Origin of the sequence: Flavobacterium reichenbachii (genome assembly GCF_002217435.1) — a bacterium.
Classification (GTDB): domain Bacteria; phylum Bacteroidota; class Bacteroidia; order Flavobacteriales; family Flavobacteriaceae; genus Flavobacterium; species Flavobacterium reichenbachii.
In genome coordinates this window covers 21,446-47,260 of sequence record NZ_MUHF01000006.1, presented here as the reverse complement: position 1 = coordinate 47,260, position 25,815 = coordinate 21,446, and the positions used below count along the sequence as shown (strand labels likewise).

Below are 25,815 nucleotides of genomic sequence, written 5' to 3'. Positions count from 1 at the left end.
CTTTGTTCTTTTTATGTGTTTTTTTTTTATTTTATTCTTTCTTGAAACTTAGCAAAGCCAGCTTCAATACCATTTGCATCAATTTCTTCTAATGCAATTGTAATTGCTTTTGTCAATCCAGGGATTTCTGTTAAATCTTCATCCCAGAAACTTTTATTTTGCAATGTAAGTCTTGCTATTTTTTCATAATCATCTGATTTCCAAAGACCATCAAAAAATAAAACAATATCTTCACCATCTTTAACCGGTAAGCTTTGACCATTCCAAGTTCCTTTGTAGAAACGAATTAAACTCGCTAATGAAAAAGTCAAATTAACAGGCAATTTTTTGTTAGCATTATAATATCCTAATAAACTAGGCAAAACTCTTACTTTGAATTTCGATACAGAATTTAATGCAATATCAGCAAGTGCATGTTTGATAAATGGATTTTTAAATCGGTCCATTACTTCCTCAGAATAGGCCGTAATTTCATTTTTGTCCATATCAAGAGTTTCACTAATTTCACTAATAACGCTATTTACAAATTTTCCGGTAAAATCTCCGTTAACAGTTTCCATTACTAATTTATTACCGTGCAAAAGTGAAAAAGGAACCATTGCCGTATGCGCACCGTTTAAAATACGAACTTTAATCATTTTAAAAGGACGTATATCATCAACGATTTTTACATTCAAATCTGTTTTGTGAAAAGGCAATTTTGCTTTTAAATCATCCCCGCCTTCAATAGCCCAAAGGAAAAAAGGTTCAGCCGCAACAATTAAATTGTCCTCATAATCTAATTTATTATTGTATTCTTCAATTTCAGCTCTTGGATATCCAGGAACAATTCTGTCAACCAAAGTACTATGATAGGTACAAGCATCTGATACCCAAGTTTTAAATGCATCTTCTAATTTCCATAAATCAACATATTGTAAAATATATTTTTTAAGCGTCTCAGAGTTATAATCAATTAATTCACAAGGAATTATTGTAACTCCTTTAGAAGCATCTCCATTAAAAAGTTTAAATCTTTCATATAATAAAACCGTCAATTTTGCAGGAAATGACACTGGTGGCTGCATGTCTGGAGTATCACTTTCAATAAATTCAATTCCAGCTTCTGTAGTATTAGAAACAATAAACTGAAGTTCTTCTTCTTTGGCTAAAGCCAAATAATTTGCAAATTCAGTATATGGGTTTATAGTTTTTACAATATTAGTAATTAACTCAATATCCTGTATCTTTTCACCTTTTTTAATTCCGTTCATAAATAAGGTATAAAGACCGTCCTGATCGTTAATCATATTTACCATACCGTCTTTCAAAGGTTGAACTATTGCAATACCGGCATTAAAATCAACTTCTTTATTTAGTTTGTCAAAAGCATAATCAACAAAGGCTCTTAAAAAGTTACCTTCTCCAAACTGAACTACCTTAATTGGCTGTAACTTTTCTAATCCTGTATTTATTCTATTTAATTTTTTCATTTTAAATTTTCTTTAATGCGTTATAAATAACCATTTATAAACCTTATTTCTTTATTTCTGCCTTTTAAATTGCAAATGAAACATTACACCCGATTAACAAAATAAAACCTGCTGTGAGGAATGGCGGGCTAAATTTTTCAAGCGTAACGTTCAATTACAATCTCTAAAAATCTAAAAAAAACTTATAAAATAAGGAGTTGGCATGATTACCCCTTAATCTATTTTCTAATCTCTTTTATAATATCAAGAACCTGACTGACCTTTGTTGTCAATGCGTCAAAGTCTTTATTGTCTAGTATGTCTTTTGAAATCAATTGTGAACCTAAACCAACACAAGTTGCACCTGCATTTAACCAAGAACTTAAACTTTCTACCGTTGGATAAACACCGCCTGTAGGCATTATGCTTGTCCACGGACACGGTCCTTTTATGGCTTTTATAAATTCCGGACCGTAAATATCAGCTGGAAATAATTTTACAATTTCACACCCTAATTCTTCTGCTCTTGCAATTTCAGTAAGAGTTCCACAGCCTGGTGACCATAATACTTTACGTCGATTGCAGGCAATTGCAATATCTTCTCTAAAAACTGGTGTTACAATAAAATTAGCTCCTAAACTCATGTACAAAGAAGCCGAAGCTGCATCTGTAATAGAACCAACACCTAAAATCATTCCCGGCAGTTCTGCTAAAGCATATTTGTTTAAAGCTCCAAATACTTCATGAGCAAAATCACCTCTGCTTGTAAACTCCATCAATCTGGAACCACCATCATAACAAGCTTTCAGCACTTTTTTGCTTAATTCAATATCCGAATGAAAAAACAGCGGAACCATTCCGTTTTCTTTCATTTGTGAAGCCACTTCAATTCTTGAATATTTTGCCATTTCTTTATTAATTATCTTGACACTAATGCAGAACCATCACCATCAATCATATTCTCTACTTCTTTTAAAGTAACCAAGTTATAATCTCCTGCAATAGTATGTTTTAAACAACAAGCTGCCACTGCAAAATCTAACGCTCTTTGGTTATTACTTTGATATTCCAGCAAACCGTAAATCAATCCGCCCATAAATGCATCACCGCTTCCTACTCTATCCACGACCGGAGTTACTTCTTTTACTGCTGCGCTGTAAATTGCTTTTCCGTCGTATAAAATGCCGCCAATTCTTTGGTGAGAAGCACTAACAGAATAACGAAGTGTTGTTGCGGCGATTTTTAGGTTAGGAATTAATTCAAACAATTTGTCATATACAGCTGGAAGTGTTTTTTCATCCTGATAATTTGGATTTACTTTCGGGATTCCAAGCATAAAATATGCTGTATCAATATCTCCTAAAATAACATTGCTGTATTTTAGCATTTCCGGCATTACCTCACTTGGCGTTTTGCCATACTGCCAAAGTTTTGATCTATAGTTTAAGTCACATGAAATTTTAATTCCTTTTTTATGAGCCGTTTTAATTGCTTCCAGACATGCTTCAGCTGCACTTTGAGAGATTGCAGGAGTAATACCGCTCCAATGAAACCATTCTGCTCCATCTAAAACTTTTTCCCAATCAACCTGACCTTTTTCTATAGTCGACATCGCGCTGTGGGCACGATCATAAACTACATTACTTCCACGGGTTCCTGCTCCTGTTTCCAGAAAGTAGATTCCTAAGCGTTCTCCTCCATAAACAATGTTTTTAGAGTCAACATTCATTTTTCTAATTTCTTTTAATGCAGAAAAACCAATTTCATTTTCAGGTAATCGTGTAACAAATTCAGCATTTATACCGTAATTCGCTAAAGAAACACATACATTAAACTCCCCGCCTCCATACGTAGCACCAAATGCCGTAGATTGCGAAAAACGTAAATGTCTCTCTGTTGATAAACGCAGCATGATTTCTCCAAATGCAACTACTCTACTCATTCTGTCTTAATTAAAATTTAAAATACTCTTTTGCATTGTTGTATGAAATATCAGAAACTAATTTTCCGATCCACTCCATATCATTTGGAAGTTCACCTCTTTTGATTTCGTCTCCCAAAAGGTTACATAAAATACGTCTGAAATATTCGTGTCTTGGGAATGATAAGAAGCTTCTTGAATCTGTCAGCATTCCAACAAAACAGCTGATTAATCCCATATTTGAAAGTGCATTTAACTGCTTTGTCATTCCGTCTTTTTGGTCTAAAAACCACCATCCAGATCCAAACTGTACTTTTCCTCTAACGCTTCCGTCATTAAAATTTCCAATCATTGTTGCCATCACTTCGTTATCAGCAGGATTTAGATTGTAAATAATTGTTTTAGTCAATTTATCTTTACTGTCTAATGCATTTAAAAAGCTTGACAGCTTTTGCGCCTGTGGATAATCTCCAATAGAATCCCATCCTGTATCAGGTCCTAAAATTCTGTGCATACGAGCATTATTGTTACGCAATGCCCCTAAGTGAAACTGCTGTACCCATCCAAATTCATGATAGGTTTCACATAAGAATACCAAAACAGCACTTTGGAATTTTAAAGCTTCTTCTGAAGACAATACTCCATTTTCTCTTTTCTTTTTGAAAATGGCATTTATTTCATTTTCTGTAAAGTTTTCGAAGTAAATCTGATCTAAACCGTGATCACTTAATTTACATCCGTTTGCATTAAAGAATTCAATTCTTTTTCTTAATGCCGAAAGCAAATCAGCATAAGTATTAATTGCAACTCCGGACACATCCCCTAATGTGTCCAGATATGCATTATATCCATCATTAGAAATCAAGATGGCTTTGTCAGGTCTGAATGCTGTACTCATCTTTATGCCTGTTGCATTATTTGAGAATTTCTGGTGAAATTCTAAATTATCAATAGGATCTTCTGTAGTACAAACCAATTCAGCATTTACTTTTTTAAGAAGGTTTTGCGTGCTGTACGCTTGAGAATTTATTTTCTCTGAAGTTTCGATATAAATTTTCTCCGCTGATTTCTCATTCAATAAATCATAAATATCAAAATAACGAGCCAATTCTAAATGCGTCCAGTGGTACAAAGGATTACGCATGGTGTACGGAACTGTTTTAGCCCAGTTAACAAATTTATCTTTATCAGAACCATTTCCTGTTACAAACTGTTCATTGATTCCTAGAGTACGCATTGCACGCCATTTATAGTGATCTCCGTTAATCCAAACCTGAGTAATATTATCGAAGATTTTATCTTCTGCAATAAACTGTGGATTAAGGTGATTATGGTAATCAATAATAGGCTGATTTTTAGAGTAATTATGATATAACTCTTCAGCAAATTTATTTTCTAATAAAAAATTATCGTGTATGAATGTGGTATTCGCGCTCATGTCTTTTTAAATCTAATTTGAAAAATTATTCTTCGTTTGATGGTTTTCCAATAGTTGCCAGGATACCGCCATCAACATATAAAATGTGACCGTTTACAAAATCACTAGCTTTGGAAGATAAAAATATTGCTGCTCCGGCTAAATCACTTGGATCTCCCCATTTGGCTGCCGGTGTTCTGCTGATAATGAAATCGTTAAACGGATGTCCGTCTACGCGGATAGGTTTTGTCTGTTCAGTAGCAAAATAACCAGGACCAATTCCGTTGATTTGTACATTGTATTTTGCCCATTCTGTCGCCATATTTTTAGTCAGCATCTTTAGACCTCCTTTTGCGGCAGCATATGCAGAAACTGTATTACGTCCCAATTCGCTCATCATAGAACAGATATTGATGATTTTTCCTTGTCTTCTTTCTATCATTCCTCTAGCAACATGCTTAGAAACAATAAACGGACTTACTAAATCAATATCAATTACTTCTCTAAAATCTGCAACTTCCATTTCCAGAAGCGGAATTCGTTTGATGATTCCAGCATTGTTAATCAATATATCGATTGGTCCAACTTCACTTTCAATTTTCTGAACCGCTTCTATAACTTCTTTTTCTTCCGTTACATTAAATCTGTAACCCACTGCATTAATTCCTTCGCTTTTAAGCGCTGCCACAGCATCATCAATTTTTTGCTGAGAAGAATTTCCATTCACCACAATTGTTGCTCCAGCCTGACCTAATCCTTTTGCCATTGCCATTCCCAGTCCGTGTGTACTTCCTGTAATAAGAGCAACTTTTCCTTTTATATCAAATAAGTTTGTCATGATTCTTATCTTAAATCTGTGATTTTACAAACATCCATATCTCCGTAATCTAAATTTTCACCCGCCATTCCCCAGATAAAAGTATAATTACTAGTTCCTGAACCAGAGTGAATAGACCATGGCGGAGAAATCACTGCCTGATGATTGTTCATCCAGATGTGTCTTGTCTCTTGCGGTTGTCCCATAAAATGGCAAACTGCCTGATTTTCCGGAATGTCTAAATAGAAATAAACTTCCATTCTGCGATCGTGAACATGTGCCGGCATGGTATTCCAAACACTTCCCGGACGCAATTCTGTCATTCCCATCTGCAATTGGCAGGTTGTTACAACACTTCCAATAATCATTTGGTTTACCGTACGATGATTAGCCGTTTCCATTGTACCCAATTCTAATTTATTTGCTTCTGCCAAACTCACTTTTACCGTTGGATAAGTTGTATGAGCTGGTGCAGAATTAATATAAAACTTAGCTGGATTATTAGCATCAGTACTTTTAAAAATTACTTCTTTATTACCGCTTCCGATGTATAAAGCATCTTTAAATCCAAGCTCATAAGATTTTCCTTCAACTAAAACAGAACCGCTTCCTCCAACATTTATAATTCCAATTTCTCTTCGCTCTAAAAAATAAGGCGCTTTTAGCGGATCAATAGTTTCTAACGTTAAATCACCTTTTACAGGAACTGCAGATCCTGCAATATATCTGTCGTAATGAGAATAAACCAATACAATTTCGTCCTGCTGCATTAGATCATCAATTAAGAATTCATTTCTCAATTCTTGAGTATCATATTTTTTAACTGCTTCAGGGCTTGACGCGTATCTTGAACTATATTTTGTCATAATTTTTAATTTAATGTAATCGATTGCACAAAATTATATTTTTATATTTAAAAACCATAATTCAAACTAAAATTTATTTCAATTTTAAATTATAATTCTACCTTTTTCATTTTCGGAACTAATAAATGCATTATTAACCACGCAGCTAAATATGATGCACCGCAAATACAAAACATTATAAAATAACCCGTTTCTATTTTACCTAGTTTGGTATAATACACAAACATATTTTTCTGAACTACAAGTGTCAATAAAATACCGCCAAAAGCACCAAACATACCTCCGATTCCTGTTACAGAAGCTGTGGTCTTTTTTGGAAACATGTCTGACACCGTTGTAAAAATATTAGCGCTCCATGCCTGATGTGCCGAAACCGCTAATCCTATTACCAAAATCGCAAACCACATATTTATAGCGCCTAAATATTGCGAAAACAGAACTGGAAGAACCGCAAATGCATACAACAGCATACTTGTTTTTCTAGCTTTATAAGCCGGCCAGTTATTATTAATTAATTTTAACGGAAGCCATCCTCCGCCAATACTTCCCACACTTCCTATCATGTATACCAGAGCACAAGGCCAGATAATTTCTGTAGCTGAAAGCTTGTATTGTTTCATTAAAAAATCGGGCAGCCAGAATAAATAAAACCACCAAACTGGATCGGTCAATAATTTCCCGATTGCAAATGCCCAGGTTTGACGAAATGACAACAATTTTAACCACGAAACTTTTTCTGTATCTTCTGCTTCCTGTATTGTTATCGGATCTGATGTAATATATTCTAATTCTGCCTGAGAAAGACGTTTTTGTTTTTGAGGCACTTCATACAATAAAAACCAAAGCGCGAGCCAGAAAAAGCCAACTATTCCTGTTAAGATAAAAGCCCATTGCCAGCCATAATGTTCTGCAATAAAAGGAACGGTAAGCGGCACTATAATCGCCCCGATATTACTGCCCGAATTGAATATTCCTGTTGCTAAAGCTCTTTCTTTCTGCGGAAACCATTCTGCTGTGGCTTTAATCGCTGCCGGAAAGTTTCCTGCTTCAGTGATTCCTAAAAATACACGTGCAATTAAAAAACCTCCTGTTCCGGTTGCAAACGCATGCCCTATTGCTGCTAAACTCCACAATCCTGTTGCAATAGCATAACCTAATTTTGTTCCTAGTTTATCTATGAATCCACCGGCAAACAACATTCCGATTGCGTAGGCGATTTTAAATGCTAATTCTATATTTGAATAATCTATTACTTCCTGTTCTGGTGTCCAGTGAAAGGCTTCGGCTAAAAAAGGCCTAAGGTAACTTATTACATTTCTATCCAGATAATTGACAGTTGTAGCAAAAAAAACTAAACTGCAAATGGTCCAGCGGTATTTTCCAATTACTGCATTTGCTTGGTTCATAGCTTAAATTTGGTTGGTTTGTGGTTAGTTAGTTTATATAAATCTCTTAAAGATCTTTAATTGGGCTATATTTTGGAACCAATGATTTCATTACCAGCCAGCCTATTAAATAGCAAACTGCACAGATAGAAAAAATAATCATATATCCAGTGTTTATTCCATTTACAACATTTTGTCCTGCACTTGTAAGTGACTTTAAAAACTCTTCTAAATTCCCTACTCCCCTTTCAGCCAGAAAAGCCTTTTCTGTTACTGCATTTTGAAGTTGTGGATATTTTTCTAACAATGGCTGACCATTTATAGTACTCCAATTTCTTTGTGTAAAATCAAATAATACGCCAGAGCCTTTGTTTATAATTGTCGAACCAATTCCTCCTGCTAATCCTCCGATACCAGTAATCGTTGCGATTGCTTTCTTTGGAAACATATCTCCAACTGTAGTAAAAATATTTGCTGACCACGACTGATGTGCTGCACCTGCGATTCCGATAATGATAACCGGCACCCAATAACTAATATAACCTAAAGGCTGAGCAGCTAATGCTAATAAAGGAAAAAAGGCAAAAATCAGCATCGCTCTCATCCTTCCTTCATACGGATTCATACCTTTTTTTTCTACAAAATAAGTCGGCAGCCACCCTCCGATAATTGACAGCAGCGTAATAGCATAAAGAACAAACAATGGCCAAGCTGCCTGAGCAGAATCCATTCCGTAAACTGAACTTAAATAAGCCGGAGTCCAGAATAAAAAGAACCACCAAACGCCGTCAGTCATAAATTTACCAAATGCAAAAGCCCATGTCTGTTTATATTTAAAGCAGTCTTTAAAAGATACTTTTGTACTAGTTTCAGGAACGAAACCTACTAATTTACTGTCTGCAATATCATCTTGTTGAATATAAGCCAATTCTTCAGCAGATACATTTTTATGATTTTCTGGTTTATCATACATAAATATCCAGAAACCCATCCAAATAAATCCTAAAGCTCCAATGATAATAAAAGCCATTTCCCAGCCAAAAGCTTTAGCGATAAAAGGAATTGTAACTGGTGCCGCCAAAGCCCCGACAGTTGCACCAGCATTAAAAATACTAGTTGCAAAAGCTCTGTCTTTTTTTGGAAAATATTCTGCCGTAGTTTTAATAGCAGCAGGAAAGTTTCCTGCTTCTCCAACAGCCAGAACAAAACGTGCAAAAATGAATAAAGTAACACTCACATTAATCACCAAGGCAGTATCCTGAACGGTGCTTATAATTTCTTTTGCCCCATGAAAGCCTACAAACCAATCTCCTGTAATTATTCCAGAAGTAGCAATACCGCAAAAAGCATGAAGACAAGCTCCTATTGACCAAATTCCGATTGCCCAAAGAAATCCTTTTTTAGTATCTAACCAATCTACAAATCGACCAGCAAACAACAATGAAACAGCGTAAAATATCGAAAATAAAGCAGTTATATCTCCATAATCACTATTTGTCCAGTGAAATTCCGGAGCAATAGAATCTTTCCAAGTCAACGAAAGAACCTGACGATCTAAATAATTAATTGTGGTTGCAAAAAACAATAGTGCACATATACTCCAACGGTATTTTCCTGTAGATTTAGTGTTTTGGCTAGTAGCAGCATCGGTGTGGTTCATAGTAAGTTTGGTATTATAATTTTGTAATTTTTGCGGGGATTTCATTAATAATTTTAACCTGTTTAAAATATTAAAATCAATAGATTAACAGTTAAAAAACGAAATAATGTAATCGATTGCACAAATATAGTTTTTAATCTGTATATTCCAAATAAATTGTATTAAAAATTATTTTATCATGCAAAATAAACATATCATTTAAAAAATATAACACAAAATTACACATTAAATAATATATTTGTTAAAGTACAATTTCGTAAAGATCTAATTTTTTATATAGAAAAACTACACAAAGCCAGTAAAATAAAGGCTTCAATTGAACGTTTTATTCCCTAAAAAATACGAGATTTTAATTTGTTACATTATCAATAATACAACATAAAGTGTGTTTTTAACATTTATAATCATCTTAAATTCTAAAAATTGAAAAAAAATCATCAAAATCATTCTAAAACTTTTCTGATAAGTTTGGCTATAGTCTTATTTATAACAACTAAATTTCAAGCACAGAATCAAATAATACCTTTATGGAAAACGATTCCAGACGAAATTAAAGCCGTAGATTATAAAGAAAAAGAAAATAGTGCCGATGGAAAGGTGCAAAGCACAAGTCAGGTTTCGATTCCGACCTTAAGTATCTTTCTTCCAAAAGAAATAAAACCCAATCAAACTGCTGTAATTATTCTTCCGGGAGGAGGATATACTCATTTAGCAATTGATAAAGAAGGGACAAAAGTTGCTTTGTGGCTTAATAGTTTAGGAATTACTGCTTTTGTTTTAAAATATCGCCTGCCAAATGATTTGATAATGAAAAACAAAAATATTGGTCCGCTTCAAGACGCACAAGAAGCAGTTCGATATGTGAGAAGCAATGCTGCAAAATGGAATCTTGACGTTAGTAAAATTGGCATTATGGGATTTTCTGCCGGCGGACATTTAGCTTCTACCCTATCCACACATTACAATGATAAAATTTATAATTCAGATTCCAAAATAAGCGCTCGTCCCGATTTCTCTCTGCTTATTTATCCCGTAATCTCCATGCAAAACGACATTACTCATAAAGGATCGCAAATTAGTCTGCTGGGTAATAATCCGTCGCAAGAATTACTTGATTCTTTTTCAAACGAGAAAAAAGTTACAGCACAAACGCCGCCAGCATTTTTAGTTCACGCAACCGACGACAATGCCGTTTTACCAGAAAATAGTATAAATTATTACTTAGCACTGAAGAAAAACGGAATTGCCGCAGAATTACATTTATACGAAAATGGCGGACACGGTTTTGGTTTAGGAGTAAAAGACACTAGTAAATTCTGGACAAAACAATGTGAAGATTGGCTCAAAGCAAAAAATTTTCTCTAATAAAAATCTGTATAAACACTTATAATGTTTCTTCGGAGTTTTAATTCTGGAGGAACATTTTTTTTTAATAAAAAAAGGTTTTTAGACACCGGCTGAAAGCTGCATCTAAAAACCTATAGAAAAATCAAAACTTTTTGTATTGGTTGCAAATTATACAAAGTTTACCCACGATCAAATGAATATGTCAAATCTTTCTTTTTTAAACTTGTTTCTCCAAAAACAGTTACATAGAAACCAATTATTTAAAACTAAATAGGTAAAAAAAAAATCATAACTAGGTTTCTATAACCACAAATCTATAGCGTACATTTAGCAATACCTTACGGTTTTCCACATTCGGGTAAAATATTTTCAATTTCTTAACGCTAAAACAACATATACATCTGTTTTGCAGATATTTAAAAAGCAAAAGAAGTTGATATATTTTTTTAAAAACAGAAAATGAAGAATAAAATGTCGTTTTAATTCTTTAAAAAATTGCTGGTTCAAAAAAAATCTTTTTCTTGTCCTAGATTAAGTCTGAATTATTTTTAAAAAAATAAATTTGTATTCTAAAGTACTTATTATGAAAACATATGAATTTTTAATACTCGGGAAAAACGAACCAATATTAGCGGTCTTAACCAGACTTGTAAATGCTTACGACGATTGGAATGCTGTAAGCTTTAATGATGAAAAAACAGCTCAAGATTATTTTACAAAAAATAAAATAGACATCGTTTTATTAAGTTCTGCTATCGAAGATCATGTTGAAAAAGAGTTTACTTCTTTCTGCCTAAAACAACAGCCCGAAGTTGAAGTAATTGAGCATTTTGGCGGCGGAAGCGGTTTGTTAAGATCTGAAATCCTGCATCGCTTACATTTGAGAGGAAAGTTATAAAACCGTAAATCTGCTTAAATTAAATCATAAATGGAAAAGAAATTCTCTGTCGCTGTTTATCCTTCGCAAGAGGTTATGGACTCTGTCAAAACGATGAAAGATTACCTAAAAAGCAAAATAGACTGGTATAACAGCTGTAATTCTACAGCGCATATAACGATCTGCGAATTTACCATTGATGAATCCCAAATAAATCAATACAAAGAAAAATTATTTAAGACTGCAGATACTTTTACTCCATTTTCGGTTCATTTAGATCATTTTGGTTCTTATGAAAATGCCGGCGCTTTCTTTATTGCACCAAATGAAGAATCAAAAAACAAATTAAAACCGATTATGAAAAAAATTCAAGAGACTTTAAAATCCTTGAAGCTGAAAAAAAGTGACGATCCTCATATGTCTATTGGCAGAAAATTAATTCCAGAGAATCTAAAAATTGCAGCACAGCTTTTTACTACAATTGAGATTGATTTTTTGTGCAAAGAAATAGTTTTAAGAGAACTTGATCCCGTAAAAAAACAGTTTTTTGTTATTGATACCTTTTCTTTTAATGGAAATACACAGCCTGAATTTGTGCAGGGAAGCTTGTTTTAAGTTTAACCGCAATAAACGCAAACTTCTCAAACCTTTGTATTACACCAGCTTTGCGAACTTTGCGATTGCTAAGCGCAATTTAATACAAAACCTTGCGCCCTTTACGATTCAATCACCACAAAGTTCAGCAGCCTAAAACTTGAAACCTCAACTAAAAAAACCTTATTATATATTTTCGTATATTTGAATTTTACAATTCACTACATATGAAATCTCTAGATTCTTTTTATAAAGACATAACCGAAGGCTCAACAGTTGAACCAAATTCTTTATTACCAAATGATATTCAAAAAGAAATTGGCCATTTTAATGTATTTGATATTAAAGAACTTTTAGAGCGTCTTCAAGGAAAATCGATTATGCCGTATGATCGAAGAGCTTATTATAAAATAAGTTTAATTCGAGGGAAAAACAGAGCCGAGTATGCTGATAAAATAATCGAAATCGAAAAACAAGGACTTTTATTTGCAACGCCAAAAATTCCGTACAATTATGTACCGCAAGACACCAACCAGTCGGGACAATTTTGTGTTTTTACCAGCGAATTTTTATCCAAAAACAAAAGTGGAATCGATTTGGATGAACTTCCTATTTTCGCTTCAGACGGATATCCTATTTTTCAGCTTTCTGACGAGGAAGTTTTCGAAGTTGAATTGATTTTCAATAAAATACAAAAAGAAATTAATTCTGATTATATCTACAAATATGATTTAATTCGAAATTATGTTGCGGAGTTAATTCACTTCGGGCAAAAATTACAGCCTATTACCGCGCTTTATTCTAAACACAATTCGGCAGCGAGAGTTTCTTCTTTATTTGCAGAATTACTGGAAAGACAATTCCCAATAGAATCCCCAAATCAGCGTTTAGAATTAAGAACTGCCAAAGATTTTGCAACAAGATTATCAGTTCACGTAAATCATTTAAATAAAGTTTTAAAGGAAAATACAGGAAAAACCACAACAGAATTAATAAGCAGCCGCTTGACAAACGAAGCCAAAATTCTTTTGAAACAAACGGATTGGAATATTTCTGAAATCGCTTATTCTCTGGGTTTCGAAGAGTTGGCGCATTTTTCTAATTTCTTTAAAAAACAAACTTCAATAACGCCTTTGGCTTTTAGAACTTAATGCTTTTTGTTTCAGGTTTCAGGTTTCAGGTTTCAGGTTTCAGGTTTCAGGTTTCAGGTTTCAGGTTTCAGGTTTCAGGTTTCAGGTTTCAGGTTTCAGGTTTCAGGTTTCGAAAACTTTGTCAAAGTTTGAAACTTTGACAAAGTTCAAAACAGCATTCGATTTGAATTTCGCAAACATCGGTTTGAAATTTACAATTCTTCATCACTCCTTCACTCCTACCTTTGTCTTATCAATTTAAAAGATCGAAAAGATGAATTTATCAAACAACAAAATTTTAATAACAGGCGGTGCAAGCGGCATCGGATTTGGACTTACCGAAAGATTTATTGAGGAAAACAATACCGTAATTATTTGCGGCAGAAGAGAATCTGTTTTAGATGAAGTTAAAGCAAAGTTTCCTTCGGTAATTACTAAAGTGTGCGACTTATCTATAGAAGAAGAACGAATTGAGCTTTTCAAATGGATTTCTGAAAATCATCCTGATTTAAATGTTTTAATCAACAACGCCGGAATTCAAAAATGGGTTTCTGTAACGGACGCAGATTTTTATGAAAGTATGAAAACAGAGCTTTCTACAAATATTGAAGCACCGCTGCACTTAACTTCTTTATTTATTCAGTTAAAATCGCTTACTACAGTACTAAATGTAACTTCTGGACTAGCATTTTCACCTTTTGCAAAAGTTCCGGTTTATTCGGCTACAAAAGCTTTCTTCCGCTCGTTTACGCTTTCACTTCGTCATTTATTAAAGTCAAAAAATATCGAAGTGATCGAAATTATTCCGCCCGCGCTAAATACAGATCTTGGAGGAATTGGTCTTCACGATGCTCATCCGAGTGTAAGCAGTTTTATCGAATCTATTTTTGAGCAGTTAAAACAAGGAAAAGACGAGCTTACTTTTGGAACCAGCGAAACGAGATTAAACGCAAGCGTACCAGAATTAAAAGCATCCTTTAACGCTTTACATTCTAACTAATTTCATAATGATTTAACAGATAGAAGCATAGATATTATTAACGCTTAAAAAAGGCATTTCATTTGTTTGAACAAACATAGAAAGATGAACTTTAAAAAAATCATTTTTCGTAATTTTATTAAACATAATGATTTAACACATAGAAACATAGATTTGTAAACGCTCAAAAAAAGGCATTTCATTTGTTTAAATAAACATAGAAAATGGAATTTTAAAAAATCATTTTTCTGATACAGTTATTACTATGTTTTAGAAAGTAGTTTCTTTTTGAAGTCCTTTAAAATCAAAACAGAATCTATGTTTCTATGTGTTAAAAAAAAATCACAATTCACAATTAAAAAAAATATGGCAGTAAATACAAAAATAGCTCTGGTAACTGGAGGAAGCAGAGGCTTAGGAAAAAATATGGCAATCGCAATTGCAAAAAAAGGAATTGACGTAATTATCACTTACAACAGTAAAAAAGAAGAAGCTGATTTGGTCGTAAAAGAAATAGAAAACTTAGGTCAAAATGCAGCGGCACTTCAATTGAACGTCGCTGATTCAAGTACTTTTGATTCTTTTTTTACGAGCGTTTCAGAAACTTTGGCAAGCACTTTCAAAACTAATAAATTCGACTTTTTAGTGAATAATGCCGGAATCGGAATTCATAATTCATTTATCGGAACTACGGAAGCTGAGTTTGATCAACTGACGAATATTCAGTTTAAAGGTCCATTTTTCTTAACTCAAAAAGCATTAAATCTAATGAATAATGGCGGCGGTATTATCAATATCTCAACTGGTTTGGCACGTTTTTCTACACCCGGTTATGCAGCCTATGCTTCTATGAAAGGCGCAATCGAAACTTTAACCAAATATCAGGCAAAAGAATTAGGAGAAAGACAGATAAAAGCAAATGTCGTTGCTCCTGGTGCTATCGAAACAGATTTTGGAGGCGGCGTTGTACGTGATAACGAGCAGTTAAATAAAACTCTTGCCTCAATTACAGCTTTAGGAAGAGTTGGTCTTCCTGATGATATTGGGGGCGTTGTTGCTTTTTTATGTACCGAAGATGCCCACTGGGTAAATGCACAGCGTCTTGAAGTTTCTGGCGGAATGAATTTATAAGTAATAAAAAATAACAAAACCCGTCAGTTTTATAAAAGTACGGGTTTTGTTATTTTAAATATAATTTTATTAGATCAATCTTGTCCTGTCTTTATAATCTCCGTTTGCATCAAAAATGAGTCTGTACAATTTTGCATTTTTCCTTAATGATACGCTGTACGACGAAGCATTTTTATCATCCAGAACATTCAAAATTTCTTTGATAAACTTTAAAGTATAATTTTTCTTCAGATAGATTTGTACTTTTTTAGGTAGTTTATTTAACTGAATAGGAACTTTGTAGGCCTTAAAAGCACCGCTTTGATCATAAACTGCACAGGCTTTAATACCAGACGTTTCCGCAAATTGTGCTTCAAATTCAACTTCTTCTTTCTGGTTGTTACTGTACTCAATTGACCAAATCGGTATTTTTGAGGGATATTTATTTTTAAAAGCCATCTGAACATTTTCTGGAGGTAACAATAAGCTGTTCTGTGCAATAATAGAACTGCAAAATAAAAAAGTAATCAATAAAAAGTAGTTTTTCATTATTCTATTTAAATTTGAAACTACAAAATAAAGTAATAAAAGTATTACATAAAAATATATAGTGTTTTATTTTTTTAAAATGAAAAACCCGTCAGTCTTAAGAACTGCGGGGCTTTGTTTTAAATATAATTGAATTAGTAAGTTCCTTTAGTCTTTTTCTATGATCACATCAAAGCCACCATTTTTATCAAATACAACATCGTAAAATTTGGAATCTTTTTGTATCCCTACTTCATATGTTGTTTTGTTTCTGTCGTCTACTACAACTGCAATTTCTTTAATTGCGTTTGCGGCATAGTTTTTCTTTAAGTAAGCCTGAGCCTTTTGCGGAAGCTGACTTAACGGAATTTGCTGTTCATAGGCTTTCAAAACACCCAAATTATCATAAACGGCTAGCGCATTTGTATTTTTAGCCGCGTTAAATTTAGCTTCATAGCGAATTTCATCATCGTCATCACCTACATATTTCAATGTCCAGACCGGTATTTTACCAGGATACTCTTTTTGAAATGTAAACACAACTTTTTCTGGAGGAGTAATTATTTTATTTACAGAAACTCCATTTTGTGCTATTAAGAAACTAGTATATAAAAAGCTGATTATAAAGAAAAACTTTTTCATGATTTGTATTTAAAAAATTAATACTCTTAAATTACCGTACTAAAATTACTACTTTAAAATGAAGAAAAGATGAAGTCTTAAAAAAAAGTTAAAGAACTTAGTAACAATTTTAATTCACAATCGTCATACTTTAAAATAATTTTAGCCAAATGAAATTTAACCTACAGAATCTCGAAAATTCACCAAAAAATTATGCCCGCACAGCTGGTATATTGTATCTTATAATTATCGTAATGGGCTTTTGTGCCGAGACTTTTGTGCGAAATAAACTATTCGTTTCAGGAGATGCAAATGCTACGGCAAACAACATTATAAATTCTCCATTTTTATGGAAAATCGGAATTACAGCTGATCTGATTATGCAGATTTGCGATTTACCAGTTATGATTATTTTGTACTATCTCTTAAGACCAATAAGCAAAAAACTGGCTTTGCTTAATTTATCTTTTAATTTAATTCAAACTGCGGTCTTAGTAGCCAACAAATTAAATCTTCTGGCGGCATTATTTTTCCTTGGAGATGCCGAATATTTAAAAACATTTACTACAGATCAGCTGCATACTCTGGCTTATCTTTCGATCAAACTGCATGATTTTGGTTTTGGAATCGGGTTGATCTTTTTTGGATTTGTATGTCTTTTTGAAGGTTACTTAATTTTTAAATCGGGCTATTTCCCAAAAGTAATTGGAGTACTAATGTCGATTGCAGGAATATGTTATCTGTTTAATAGTTTTGCTTTAATCTTAGCACCGCAGCTTTCTAGTATTATGCTGTTAATGCCCTGCCTTATTGCCGAACTTTCTTTGAGTTTATGGCTTATTTTTAAAGGAGTAAACCTGACGATCTGGAAACAGAAATTTATATAATTATCAGAATCAAAAAAGCCTGCAGAAATAATTCTTGCAGGCCTTTTTTTTGAAAATTAATTGAATTAGTAAGCAATTTTCTTTTCGGTAATTATTTTTTTAATCGGTCTGATAATTCTCTTTTATAGGTAATTCCTACTGGTATTTTTTCATTTTTAATGATAACAAAATCTTTATCTGTGGTTTCAATTTTATCGAGTGCCACAATGTATGATTTATGAATGCGTATAAAACTCTTCTCTGGCAGACATTTTTCTAACTCACTTGTAGTTATAGACGCCAGATAGGTTCTTTTGGCAGTGTGAAGTTTTACATAATTACCAAAACTCTGTGCAAACAAAAGTGTGTCTAATTCGATATCCATAAAATAACCGTCGATTTTTACACTAATAGAATTTACGATAACTTCATCAGATTTTGCAATGGCATTTTCCATAGAAAAATAACGATCTATAGCTTTTAAAAATCTGGGGAAATAAATTGGTTTTAATAAATAATCAATAACTCCATAATCATAACTTTCAAGAGCAAATTCAGAATAAGCGGTCGTCAGAATGGTTTTAGGATGATTGGGAATAATCTTTAATAATTCCATTCCCGAAATTTCCGGCATATTGATGTCCAGAAACATTAAATCTACCGTATTTTCCCGAAGATAATTCATAGCTTCGATTCCGTTATAACCTTGAAAAACCAATTCTAACTGCGGATTCTGCTTGATATAATTCGCCAGCACATAATGCGCAGCCGGCTCATCATCTACAATTATACATTTTTTGGGATCTCTCATTCTACAAACCTTTTGAGCTGCAACTTCAAATCGACTATATAAGTATTTTTATTGTCCTGAATGTCGAGTTTATAGTTTTTTCCAAAAATCAAATTCAGTCTTTCAATCGTATTTTTTAAACCAATTTTAGTCGAAATCACCTCGTTCTTTTTCGTCGGAATTGAATTTACCACATGAAGATGCAATTGTCCGTCTTCGACTGTAATAAAAATTCTAACAAAACATTTTTCAATAGCGCAGGTACCATGTTTAAAAGCATTTTCGATAAAAGCGATTAAAAGCATCGGCGAAATTTTATAGGCATTTTCATTGTCAATTTTACAATCATAAGTAATATCGCATCGATACCCAACACGCTCTTTTTCAAGCTGTACATAACTGTTTATAAATTCCAGTTCATCTTCTAAAGATACACATTGTTTGCTGTTACTTTCTAACTGATAACGCATTAACTGCGAAACCTTCATGATTAAATCTGGCGTTCTGTCTGGAAATTCCAAACTGATTCCGTAAAGTGTATTAAAAGTATTGAATAAAAAATGCGGATTTAATTGTCCTTTTAGCGAATTGAGCTGCATTTGGTTGAACAACAATGCTTCTTCGGTTCTTTTTCTGTGAATTCTGTAGAATTTAAAAACAATAATCGGACTTAAAATGCAGACCAAAGTTCCTAAAACGCTTGCCAATTGGTATACATAACTTTTTTGATGTGAGTTCTGATACAAATGACAATTGCTAAACATATCGAGCATTGTCATTTCGTATAAAACAATAGAGAATAAAAGAACTCCAAAAAGTGTTAAGAATATATAAGTTACCGGACGGCGTGTTTTAAATAATATCGGAAGAAGAAAAAAACGATTGAACTGGGCATGCATGTAAAGAACGAAGTAGAAAAAGATGCCCATTAAAACGGATATTAGAGAACTAAACAACATCCAATCATTTTTGAGCGTGTATATAGTAAAGGAAAAACCGACGACGGCAATTTCCTGCCACCATTTGTTATCCAGTATATTATCAAATTTTTTATTCATTTTTAAAACTTAAATAGAGTGCAAAGTACGGACAAATAATTAATTATTTTTTCCAAAAAATGACCAATTGAATTTGTCATTTTTTATTGCAGTACATCACTTAAGATGACTTTTATCAAGATAAGTAAAATAAATTTGTCGCATAATTTCACACTTTGAGTTTATGTATTTCAAAAAAATTACTTTATTATTTTTCTTGATTTTTGCCTCAATCGGTTACACTCAAACCTTGTCTTTAAAAGAAGCGATAAAAACAGGGCTTGAAAACTACGGATCGATCAGAGCAAAAAACAATTACGCCAGCGCTTCAAAAGAGACTTTAAAACAGTCTCGACGTGATTATCTGCCCAATCTTAATTTATCGGCACAACAAGATTACGGAACTGTAAACGGACAAAACGGACCGCTTTATGGTTTTGGAGGTTTAGGCGTAGCTTCATCCGGACTGCCTTTGCCGGAACAAAACTGGAACTCGGCATTTGGAGCTCTGTATCTGGTTAACATGAACTGGGATTTTTTCACTTTCGGAAAAACGCAGGAAAAAATCAATTTGTCTAAAATTGATGTTCAGGCAAAAGAAAATGATTTAAAACAAGAAAAATTTCAGCAGGAAATCAGAATTTCTGCTGCTTATTTAAACTTATTGGCAAGCCAGAGATTGTTGATTTCGCAGCAAAAGAACCTGAGCCGCGCGGAAGTTTTTAAGAGAACCGCCGCAGCGAGAGTAAAAAATGGATTACTGGCAGGCGTTGATTCTACTTTGGCAACTGCCGAAGTTTCTAAAGCCAAAATTGCTTTAAATCTTGCTAAGAATTTCGTTAAAGAACAAAACAACAAATTAGTTGATTTGATGGGAGTTGCACCACAGGATTTTGTTACCGATACCCTTTTTGTAACTCAGATTCCAAAAGAACTTATAAAACAAAATGCTGCAACTGATAGTCTTCATCCGTTATTACAATTGTACAAAACGAGAATTGACTACAGCAATCAGCAGGTTAAATTATACAAACGTTTTTATTACCCAACAATGAGCGCTTTTGGTGTTTTGCAAACCAGAGCTTCGGGATTTGATAATAGTTATGCAACAGACCAAAATGCTTTTAGCAGAAATTATTGGGACGGCGTAAATCCGGATCGCAGTAATTATTTGATTGGAGTTGGAATTACATGGAATTTAACCACACCTTTTAGATCAAGTAAACAGATAAGCGCACAGAAGTTTGTTTCGCAAGCTTTGCAGGAAGAATACAATCAGGCAGATAGAGAATTGAAATCGCAGTTGACTTTTGCCGAAGATAAAATTAAATTTTCTTTGGATAATTATGCCGAAGCACCAATTCAGGTTGATGCAGCAAAAAGAGCTTACCTTCAGAAATCGACTTTATACAAAAACGGTTTAACCGATTTAACCGATTTAACACAAACGATTTACACGCTGAACCGTGCCGAAATCGATCGTGATATTGTCAACAATAATGTATGGCAGTCGTTTTTACTGAAAGTTGCTGCAACGGGCAATTTTGACTTATTTATAAATGAATTTTAATTAGATCCAAATGAATTTAATACGTTTTGCACTCCGCAAACCCATCTCCATATTAGTATTGGTTGCGGGTCTATTTTTCTTCGGAATTGGTGCCATCAAGGACATTAAGGTAGATATTTTGCCTAAAATGAACTTGCCGGTTATTTATATTGCGCATCCTTTTGGAGGTTACACACCAGACCAGATGGAGGCTTATTTTGCTAAGACCTATGTCAACATTCTTCCTTTTGCCAATGGTGTAAAATCGGTAGAAACCAAAAACATTCAAGGGTTAATGATCATGAAATTAACCTATTATGAAAACACAAATATGGCTCAGGCTGCAGCCGAGTTGAGTTCGCTTTCGAACAGGATTCAGGCAGCATTTCCTCCGGGAACACAACCGCCGTTTATCATTCGTTTTGATGCTTCTTCTCTCCCAATCGGACAATTGGTTTTGAGCAGTAAAATTCGTTCGAATAACGAATTACAGGATTTAGCCAACGTTTACGTTCGTGCATCCTTTACTTCTATTCCCGGTTTATTATCTCCGGCTCCCTTTGGCGGAAGCCCAAGAACAATTGAGGTTAACGTAGATCCGGATTTACTGCGTTCGCATAATATGACTCCGGATCAGGTTGTAGAAGCAATTCGTATCAACAATCAAACGGCTCCATCCGGAAACGTAAGAATGGGCAATATCAATTATATTACACCAACTAATAATACGATAAAAGAGGTTAAGGATTTTGAACAGATTCCGTTATTCAAAGGCGGTGTTCAGAATCTAAAATTGGGTGATGTCGCTTCGGTAAAAGATGGTGCAGATATTACGCAAGGTTACGCGTTGGTAAACGGAAAACGCTCGGTTTATATCAGTATTGCAAAAGCCGGAGACGCTTCGACCTGGGATGTGGTTCAGAAATTAAAAGCCGAACTTCCTAAAATTCAAAGCACACTTCCTGAAGATGTAAAATTATCATACGAATTTGACCAGTCGGTTTATGTAATCAACTCGGTTAAAAGTTTAATTACAGAAGGAATTATTGGTGCAGTTTTAACTGGATTAATGGTAATGCTTTTCCTTGGCGACCGCCGTGCAGCTTTGATTGTAATTATGACCATTCCGATTTCGATTATTTCTGGTGTTTTATTCCTGAAATTATTTGGACAGACCATCAATTTAATGTCTTTGAGCGGACTTGCGCTGGCAATTGGTATTTTGGTCGATGAAAGTACGGTAACTATTGAGAATATTCACCAGCATCTCGACATGGGAAAACCAAAAGCGCTCGCCATTTGGGACGCCTGTCAGGAAATTGCACTGCCTAAATTATTGATTTTACTTTGTATTCTTGCCGTATTTGCTCCGGCATTTACAATGGTTGGTATTCCGGGAGCTTTATTCCTGCCCTTGGCTTTGGCAATTGGATTTTCTATGGTTATTTCGTTTTTATTATCTCAGACTTTTGTGCCCGTAATGGCCAACTGGATGATGAAAGGACATGAAAAACATACACATACGCCTGAAATTACAGACGACGAAGCAGAATTTAATGCCTGCGGACTGACACCAGAATCTGAGCAGGATTTAATTGCTCAAAAGAAAGTATTGGTCGAAAGAGACGATTTTAATAATGACGGAAAACTGGGTGCATTTGAGCGTTTCAGAGTTCGTTTTATGAAAACTCTGGATCGTTTGTTTGTTCACAAAAAAACAACAAGTATTGTGTATCTGGTTAGTGCAACTGCTCTGGCTGTATTATTTATAAGTTTTATCGGAAAAGATGTTTTTCCCAGAACAAATTCAAGTCAGTTTCAGCTGAGAATGCGAGCTCCGGACGGAACACGTTTAGAAAGAACTGAAGAACAGGCTGTAATAGTTTTAAAAGAATTGGAGAAAAAAGTTGGAAAAGAACATATCGGAATCAGTTCTGTTTATGTTGGCCAGCATCCGTCGTTGTTCTCTATTAACCCGATTTACCTTTTTATGGCGGGTTCTCATGAAGCTGTTTTTCAGGTGAGTTTAAAAGATTACCACGCCGATATGGATGATTTTAAAGACGATTTTAGAGCAAGACTTAAAAAGCTGCTTCCGAATACAAAAGTTTCTTTTGAACCAATCGAATTGACTGATAAAGTTTTAAGCCAGGGTTCTCCTACTCCAATCGAGATTAGAATTGCCGGAAAAGACAAAAAACGAAATGAACTGTATGCCAATCAAATTGTAGATAAACTAAAAGCAATCTCGTATTTCAGAGACGTGCAGATTGGACAGCCTATTCATTATCCTGCAATGAATATTGATATTGACAGAACTCGTGCAGCCGAATTAGGAGTGGATATGAATGATATTTCGCGTTCGCTGGTAGCTTCGACTTCATCATCACGATATACAGAAAAAAATACCTGGGTAGATGAAAGAGCCGGATTATCTTATAATGTTCAGGTTCAGGTACCGCTGAACAAAATGAAAAGTAAAACCGATATTGGAGAAATTCCGGTATTAAAAAATTCGCTTCGTCCTGTTTTAAGTGACGTTGCAAAAATTACACCCGGATTTGTGAGTGGTGAAAATGACAATTTAGGGGCCATGCCATACATTACCGTTACCGCAAACATCTATCAAACCGATTTAGGGACGGCAGCGAAAGATGTGGGCACAACAATTAGTTCTTTAGGCGAATTACCACGTGGTTTGTTTATTACGCCAATTGGACTAAGTACTGTATTGACTGAAACATTAAGTAGTTTACAAACCGGATTATTGGTTGCCATTTTTGTAATCTTCTTAATGTTGGCCGCTAATTTTCAATCGTTCAAGGTTTCGCTGGTTATTTTAACTACGGTTCCGGCGGTGGTTTTAGGCGCATTATTAATGCTGACGCTTACAGGTTCAACACTAAACTTACAATCGTATATGGGAATCATCATGTCGGTTGGAGTTTCGATTGCCAATGCGGTTCTTTTAGTTACCAATGCAGAACAATTGCGAAAAATAAATGGGAACGCTTTAGAATCAGCGCGTGAAGCTGCAGCATTACGTCTTCGTCCGATTATCATGACTTCTGTGGCGATGATTGCAGGAATGCTGCCTATGGCTATTGGCCACGGCGAAGGAGGCGATCAGGTTTCTCCGTTAGGAAGAGCGGTAATTGGCGGACTTTTATTTTCTACTTTTGCCGTATTATTGATCCTGCCGCAAATATTTGCCTGGGCACAAGAAAAAACATCAACACAATCTGTTTCTTTAGATCCGGAAGACGAAGAAAGCATTCATTATATCTCATCAATAAGTAAGTCGAAAGATGGAAAGTCATAAAGTCATAAAGTCGAAAGTCGAAAGTCATAAAGCTGAAAGTTCAATCGTAGAGTAACTAAAAAATAAACACATAGAAACATAGTCCCGAAGCTTCGGGATTATGTCAAAAAAAAGAGAAGAAGAAACAAGTTTCTACACATAGCTAAACTATGTGCATTTAAATTAGTGAAACGCCTTTTTTTAAAGTTTCAAAAACTATGTTTCTATATGTTAAAACAATTACAATCAACGGGTTAAAACATATTTATTACATAAAACCAAAAAATGAAAAATAATATAAAATCAATCGCAATATTGTTCACCGCTTTAGTGGCACTAAGCAGCTGCGAAAAGAAAAAAGAAGAAACACTAAAGGCAGAAATCGAACCTAAAACTGAAACATTTCTTTTAGAAAAAGAAAAACTGACTACAGAATTGCGTTTACCAGCCGAACTAACTGGTTTTCAGCAAGTAGATTTATACGCAAAAGTGAGCAGTTTCGTAAAAGTATTAAAAGTTGATATTGGTTCTGAAGTAAAAAAAGGACAGCTTTTGATTGTTTTGGAAGCTCCCGAAATCAGCTCGCAATTGGCCGCTGCCGAATCGAGATTAAAATCGATGGAAGCAATTTACGCAACCAGCAAAAGCACTTACAACCGTTTGTACGAAACCAGCAAAGTCGAAGGAACGATTTCTAAAAACGATCTGGAAATGGCAAGCGGCAAAAAGAATTCTGATTATGCACAATATCAGGCTGCAGTTGCGGCTCACAAAGAGGTTGCGATTATGAGAGGTTATCTTGAAATACGCGCTCCTTTTAATGGTGTTGTTTCGGCTAGAAATGTAAATTTAGGAACGTATGTTGGTCCAGCCGGAAAAGGTTCTGATCTGCCTTTATTAACGATTCAGCAGCAGGATAAACTGCGTTTGGCGGTTTCTATTCCGGAATTATATACCGGATATTTACATCAAGGCGACGAAATGAGTTTTAACGTAAAATCACTTCCGGAAACTTTTAAAGCTAAAATTACCAGAATGTCTGGCGCTTTAGATTTGAAATTGCGTTCTGAAAGAGTTGAAATGGATGTTCACAACACAAAAGCAAATCTTTTACCAGGAATGGTTGCCGAAGTTTTATTACCGCTTAATGCGAAAGACAGCACTTTTGTAGTGCCAAAATCGGCGGTGGTGAGTTCTGCAGAGGGTTTGTTTGTGATTAAAGTTTTGAACCACAAAGCAACAAGAGTTGACATTAAAAAAGGAAGAGAAATCGATGATAAAATCGAAATATTCGGAGATTTAAATCTGAAAGATAAACTGGTAAAAATTGCCAGCGAAGAAACTAAGGAAGGCGATATCATAAACGAATAACCTGCGTTTAGTCTTCATTTTAGTGATTACCAAAAACTGTACGCATTCCTGAATGCGAGCATTTTAAAATTTAATTTTAGAATGCAGAATTACAATTTGCCTTAAAAGACAGTACTTGATATAGTACTGTCTTTTTTTTGTTTTTTAGTTTCGCAGAGATTCGCGGAGACTGCACAGAGATGCGCTAAGTTTTTTCAT

The 25,815-nt window shown here is 34.4% G+C and carries 22 protein-coding genes; 10 read left to right on the top strand and 12 right to left on the bottom strand.

Annotated features, from left to right (window positions below; translation table 11 throughout):
• Positions 1-26: 26 nt before the first annotated feature.
• From B0A68_RS06350 to B0A68_RS06315, 8 genes are all read right to left on the bottom strand, one after another.
• Positions 27-1,472, bottom strand: coding sequence for a tagaturonate reductase (locus tag B0A68_RS06350; protein WP_035688912.1), 1,446 nt, complete (start codon positions 1,470-1,472; stop codon positions 27-29).
• Positions 1,473-1,690: 218 nt separating this feature from the next.
• Positions 1,691-2,359 carry a bifunctional 4-hydroxy-2-oxoglutarate aldolase/2-dehydro-3-deoxy-phosphogluconate aldolase gene (locus B0A68_RS06345; RefSeq protein ID WP_035688909.1) on the bottom strand — a complete coding sequence of 223 codons (669 nt, stop codon included), beginning with the start codon at positions 2,357-2,359 and terminating at the stop codon, positions 1,691-1,693.
• An 11-nt stretch (positions 2,360-2,370) separates the two neighbouring features.
• Positions 2,371-3,393 (bottom strand): sugar kinase, encoded by a 1,023-nt coding sequence (locus B0A68_RS06340; protein ID WP_035688906.1) that lies wholly within the window; start codon positions 3,391-3,393, stop codon positions 2,371-2,373.
• A gap of 10 nt (positions 3,394-3,403) precedes the next feature.
• On the bottom strand, positions 3,404-4,810 hold the full coding sequence (uxaC, locus tag B0A68_RS06335) for a glucuronate isomerase (RefSeq protein ID WP_035688902.1): 1,407 nt from the start codon (positions 4,808-4,810) through the stop codon (positions 3,404-3,406).
• Positions 4,811-4,835: 25 nt separating this feature from the next.
• Entirely contained in the window at positions 4,836-5,627 is a 792-nt protein-coding gene (locus B0A68_RS06330) for a gluconate 5-dehydrogenase (RefSeq protein WP_035688899.1), read from the bottom strand.
• 5 nt (positions 5,628-5,632) lie between these two features.
• Positions 5,633-6,472: a 5-dehydro-4-deoxy-D-glucuronate isomerase gene (gene kduI / locus B0A68_RS06325; protein ID WP_084679169.1), complete on the bottom strand. Its 840-nt coding sequence runs from the start codon at positions 6,470-6,472 to the stop codon at positions 5,633-5,635.
• Positions 6,473-6,561: 89 nt separating this feature from the next.
• Positions 6,562-7,878 (bottom strand): MFS transporter, encoded by a 1,317-nt coding sequence (locus B0A68_RS06320; RefSeq protein WP_035688892.1) that lies wholly within the window; start codon positions 7,876-7,878, stop codon positions 6,562-6,564.
• 46 nt (positions 7,879-7,924) lie between these two features.
• Positions 7,925-9,517 carry an MFS transporter gene (locus B0A68_RS06315; protein WP_035689469.1) on the bottom strand — a complete coding sequence of 531 codons (1,593 nt, stop codon included), beginning with the start codon at positions 9,515-9,517 and terminating at the stop codon, positions 7,925-7,927.
• A 459-nt stretch (positions 9,518-9,976) separates the two neighbouring features.
• On the opposite strand from B0A68_RS06315, the gene B0A68_RS06310 reads away from it, so the two are divergent.
• The 6 genes from B0A68_RS06310 to B0A68_RS06285 all read left to right on the top strand — a co-directional run bounded on the left by B0A68_RS06310 (position 9,977) and on the right by B0A68_RS06285 (position 15,575).
• Positions 9,977-10,882, top strand: a complete 906-nt coding sequence (locus B0A68_RS06310; RefSeq protein WP_035689466.1) for an alpha/beta hydrolase — start codon at positions 9,977-9,979, stop codon at positions 10,880-10,882.
• A gap of 565 nt (positions 10,883-11,447) precedes the next feature.
• A complete protein-coding gene (locus B0A68_RS06305; protein WP_035688889.1) occupies positions 11,448-11,762 on the top strand; it encodes a hypothetical protein in 315 nt (104 codons plus the stop codon).
• Between the two features lie 30 nt (positions 11,763-11,792).
• Complete coding sequence (locus B0A68_RS06300) at positions 11,793-12,356, top strand: 2'-5' RNA ligase family protein (RefSeq protein WP_035688887.1); 564 nt, start codon at positions 11,793-11,795, stop codon at positions 12,354-12,356.
• 206 nt (positions 12,357-12,562) lie between these two features.
• A complete protein-coding gene (locus B0A68_RS06295; protein WP_035688884.1) occupies positions 12,563-13,486 on the top strand; it encodes a helix-turn-helix domain-containing protein in 924 nt (307 codons plus the stop codon).
• A 253-nt stretch (positions 13,487-13,739) separates the two neighbouring features.
• Positions 13,740-14,465 (top strand): SDR family oxidoreductase, encoded by a 726-nt coding sequence (locus B0A68_RS06290; protein WP_035688881.1) that lies wholly within the window; start codon positions 13,740-13,742, stop codon positions 14,463-14,465.
• 345 nt (positions 14,466-14,810) lie between these two features.
• Entirely contained in the window at positions 14,811-15,575 is a 765-nt protein-coding gene (locus tag B0A68_RS06285; RefSeq protein ID WP_035689465.1) for an SDR family oxidoreductase, read from the top strand.
• 69 nt (positions 15,576-15,644) lie between these two features.
• On the opposite strand, the gene B0A68_RS06280 is transcribed toward B0A68_RS06285, so the two are convergent.
• Positions 15,645-16,103, bottom strand: coding sequence for a hypothetical protein (locus tag B0A68_RS06280; protein WP_035688878.1), 459 nt, complete (start codon positions 16,101-16,103; stop codon positions 15,645-15,647).
• A 147-nt stretch (positions 16,104-16,250) separates the two neighbouring features.
• Positions 16,251-16,724 carry a hypothetical protein gene (locus B0A68_RS06275; protein ID WP_035688875.1) on the bottom strand — a complete coding sequence of 158 codons (474 nt, stop codon included), beginning with the start codon at positions 16,722-16,724 and terminating at the stop codon, positions 16,251-16,253.
• A gap of 149 nt (positions 16,725-16,873) precedes the next feature.
• Here B0A68_RS06275 and B0A68_RS06270 point away from each other — a divergent pair, with 149 nt between their 5' ends.
• Entirely contained in the window at positions 16,874-17,590 is a 717-nt protein-coding gene (locus B0A68_RS06270; RefSeq protein ID WP_035688872.1) for a DUF4386 domain-containing protein, read from the top strand.
• A 91-nt stretch (positions 17,591-17,681) separates the two neighbouring features.
• Here the strand turns inward: B0A68_RS06270 and B0A68_RS06265 are convergent, their stop codons facing one another.
• Both B0A68_RS06265 and B0A68_RS06260 read right to left on the bottom strand, forming a co-directional pair.
• Complete coding sequence (locus B0A68_RS06265; RefSeq protein WP_035688869.1) at positions 17,682-18,380, bottom strand: LytR/AlgR family response regulator transcription factor; 699 nt, start codon at positions 18,378-18,380, stop codon at positions 17,682-17,684.
• On the bottom strand, positions 18,377-19,417 hold the full coding sequence (locus B0A68_RS06260) for a sensor histidine kinase (protein WP_035688867.1): 1,041 nt from the start codon (positions 19,415-19,417) through the stop codon (positions 18,377-18,379). The genes B0A68_RS06265 and B0A68_RS06260 overlap by 4 nt, the downstream gene beginning before the upstream one ends.
• Positions 19,418-19,580: 163 nt before the next feature.
• On the opposite strand from B0A68_RS06260, the gene B0A68_RS06255 reads away from it, so the two are divergent.
• The 3 genes from B0A68_RS06255 (at position 19,581) to B0A68_RS06245 (ending at position 25,617) form a co-directional block, all read left to right on the top strand.
• Entirely contained in the window at positions 19,581-20,966 is a 1,386-nt protein-coding gene (locus tag B0A68_RS06255; protein ID WP_035688865.1) for a TolC family protein, read from the top strand.
• Between the two features lie 10 nt (positions 20,967-20,976).
• Entirely contained in the window at positions 20,977-24,267 is a 3,291-nt protein-coding gene (locus B0A68_RS06250; RefSeq protein WP_035688862.1) for an efflux RND transporter permease subunit, read from the top strand.
• A 264-nt stretch (positions 24,268-24,531) separates the two neighbouring features.
• Positions 24,532-25,617, top strand: coding sequence for an efflux RND transporter periplasmic adaptor subunit (locus B0A68_RS06245; protein ID WP_035688860.1), 1,086 nt, complete (start codon positions 24,532-24,534; stop codon positions 25,615-25,617).
• Positions 25,618-25,815 lie beyond the last annotated feature (198 nt).

Bases quoted from the DNA above. Each gene is read 5' to 3' on its own strand.
- B0A68_RS06350 (WP_035688912.1), bottom strand. From the start codon at position 1,472: ATGAAAAAATTAAATAGAATAAATACAGGATTAGAAAAGTTACAGCCA.
- B0A68_RS06345 (WP_035688909.1), bottom strand. From the start codon at position 2,359: ATGGCAAAATATTCAAGAATTGAAGTGGCTTCACAAATGAAAGAAAAC.
- B0A68_RS06340 (WP_035688906.1), bottom strand. From the start codon at position 3,393: ATGAGTAGAGTAGTTGCATTTGGAGAAATCATGCTGCGTTTATCAACA.
- uxaC (WP_035688902.1), bottom strand. From the start codon at position 4,810: ATGAGCGCGAATACCACATTCATACACGATAATTTTTTATTAGAAAAT.
- B0A68_RS06330 (WP_035688899.1), bottom strand. From the start codon at position 5,627: ATGACAAACTTATTTGATATAAAAGGAAAAGTTGCTCTTATTACAGGA.
- kduI (WP_084679169.1), bottom strand. From the start codon at position 6,472: ATGACAAAATATAGTTCAAGATACGCGTCAAGCCCTGAAGCAGTTAAA.
- B0A68_RS06320 (WP_035688892.1), bottom strand. From the start codon at position 7,878: ATGAACCAAGCAAATGCAGTAATTGGAAAATACCGCTGGACCATTTGC.
- B0A68_RS06315 (WP_035689469.1), bottom strand. From the start codon at position 9,517: ATGAACCACACCGATGCTGCTACTAGCCAAAACACTAAATCTACAGGA.
- B0A68_RS06305 (WP_035688889.1), top strand. From the start codon at position 11,448: ATGAAAACATATGAATTTTTAATACTCGGGAAAAACGAACCAATATTA.
- B0A68_RS06300 (WP_035688887.1), top strand. From the start codon at position 11,793: ATGGAAAAGAAATTCTCTGTCGCTGTTTATCCTTCGCAAGAGGTTATG.
- B0A68_RS06295 (WP_035688884.1), top strand. From the start codon at position 12,563: ATGAAATCTCTAGATTCTTTTTATAAAGACATAACCGAAGGCTCAACA.
- B0A68_RS06290 (WP_035688881.1), top strand. From the start codon at position 13,740: ATGAATTTATCAAACAACAAAATTTTAATAACAGGCGGTGCAAGCGGC.
- B0A68_RS06285 (WP_035689465.1), top strand. From the start codon at position 14,811: ATGGCAGTAAATACAAAAATAGCTCTGGTAACTGGAGGAAGCAGAGGC.
- B0A68_RS06280 (WP_035688878.1), bottom strand. From the start codon at position 16,103: ATGAAAAACTACTTTTTATTGATTACTTTTTTATTTTGCAGTTCTATT.
- B0A68_RS06275 (WP_035688875.1), bottom strand. From the start codon at position 16,724: ATGAAAAAGTTTTTCTTTATAATCAGCTTTTTATATACTAGTTTCTTA.
- B0A68_RS06270 (WP_035688872.1), top strand. From the start codon at position 16,874: ATGAAATTTAACCTACAGAATCTCGAAAATTCACCAAAAAATTATGCC.
- B0A68_RS06265 (WP_035688869.1), bottom strand. From the start codon at position 18,380: ATGAGAGATCCCAAAAAATGTATAATTGTAGATGATGAGCCGGCTGCG.
- B0A68_RS06260 (WP_035688867.1), bottom strand. From the start codon at position 19,417: ATGAATAAAAAATTTGATAATATACTGGATAACAAATGGTGGCAGGAA.
- B0A68_RS06255 (WP_035688865.1), top strand. From the start codon at position 19,581: ATGTATTTCAAAAAAATTACTTTATTATTTTTCTTGATTTTTGCCTCA.
- B0A68_RS06250 (WP_035688862.1), top strand. From the start codon at position 20,977: ATGAATTTAATACGTTTTGCACTCCGCAAACCCATCTCCATATTAGTA.
- B0A68_RS06245 (WP_035688860.1), top strand. From the start codon at position 24,532: ATGAAAAATAATATAAAATCAATCGCAATATTGTTCACCGCTTTAGTG.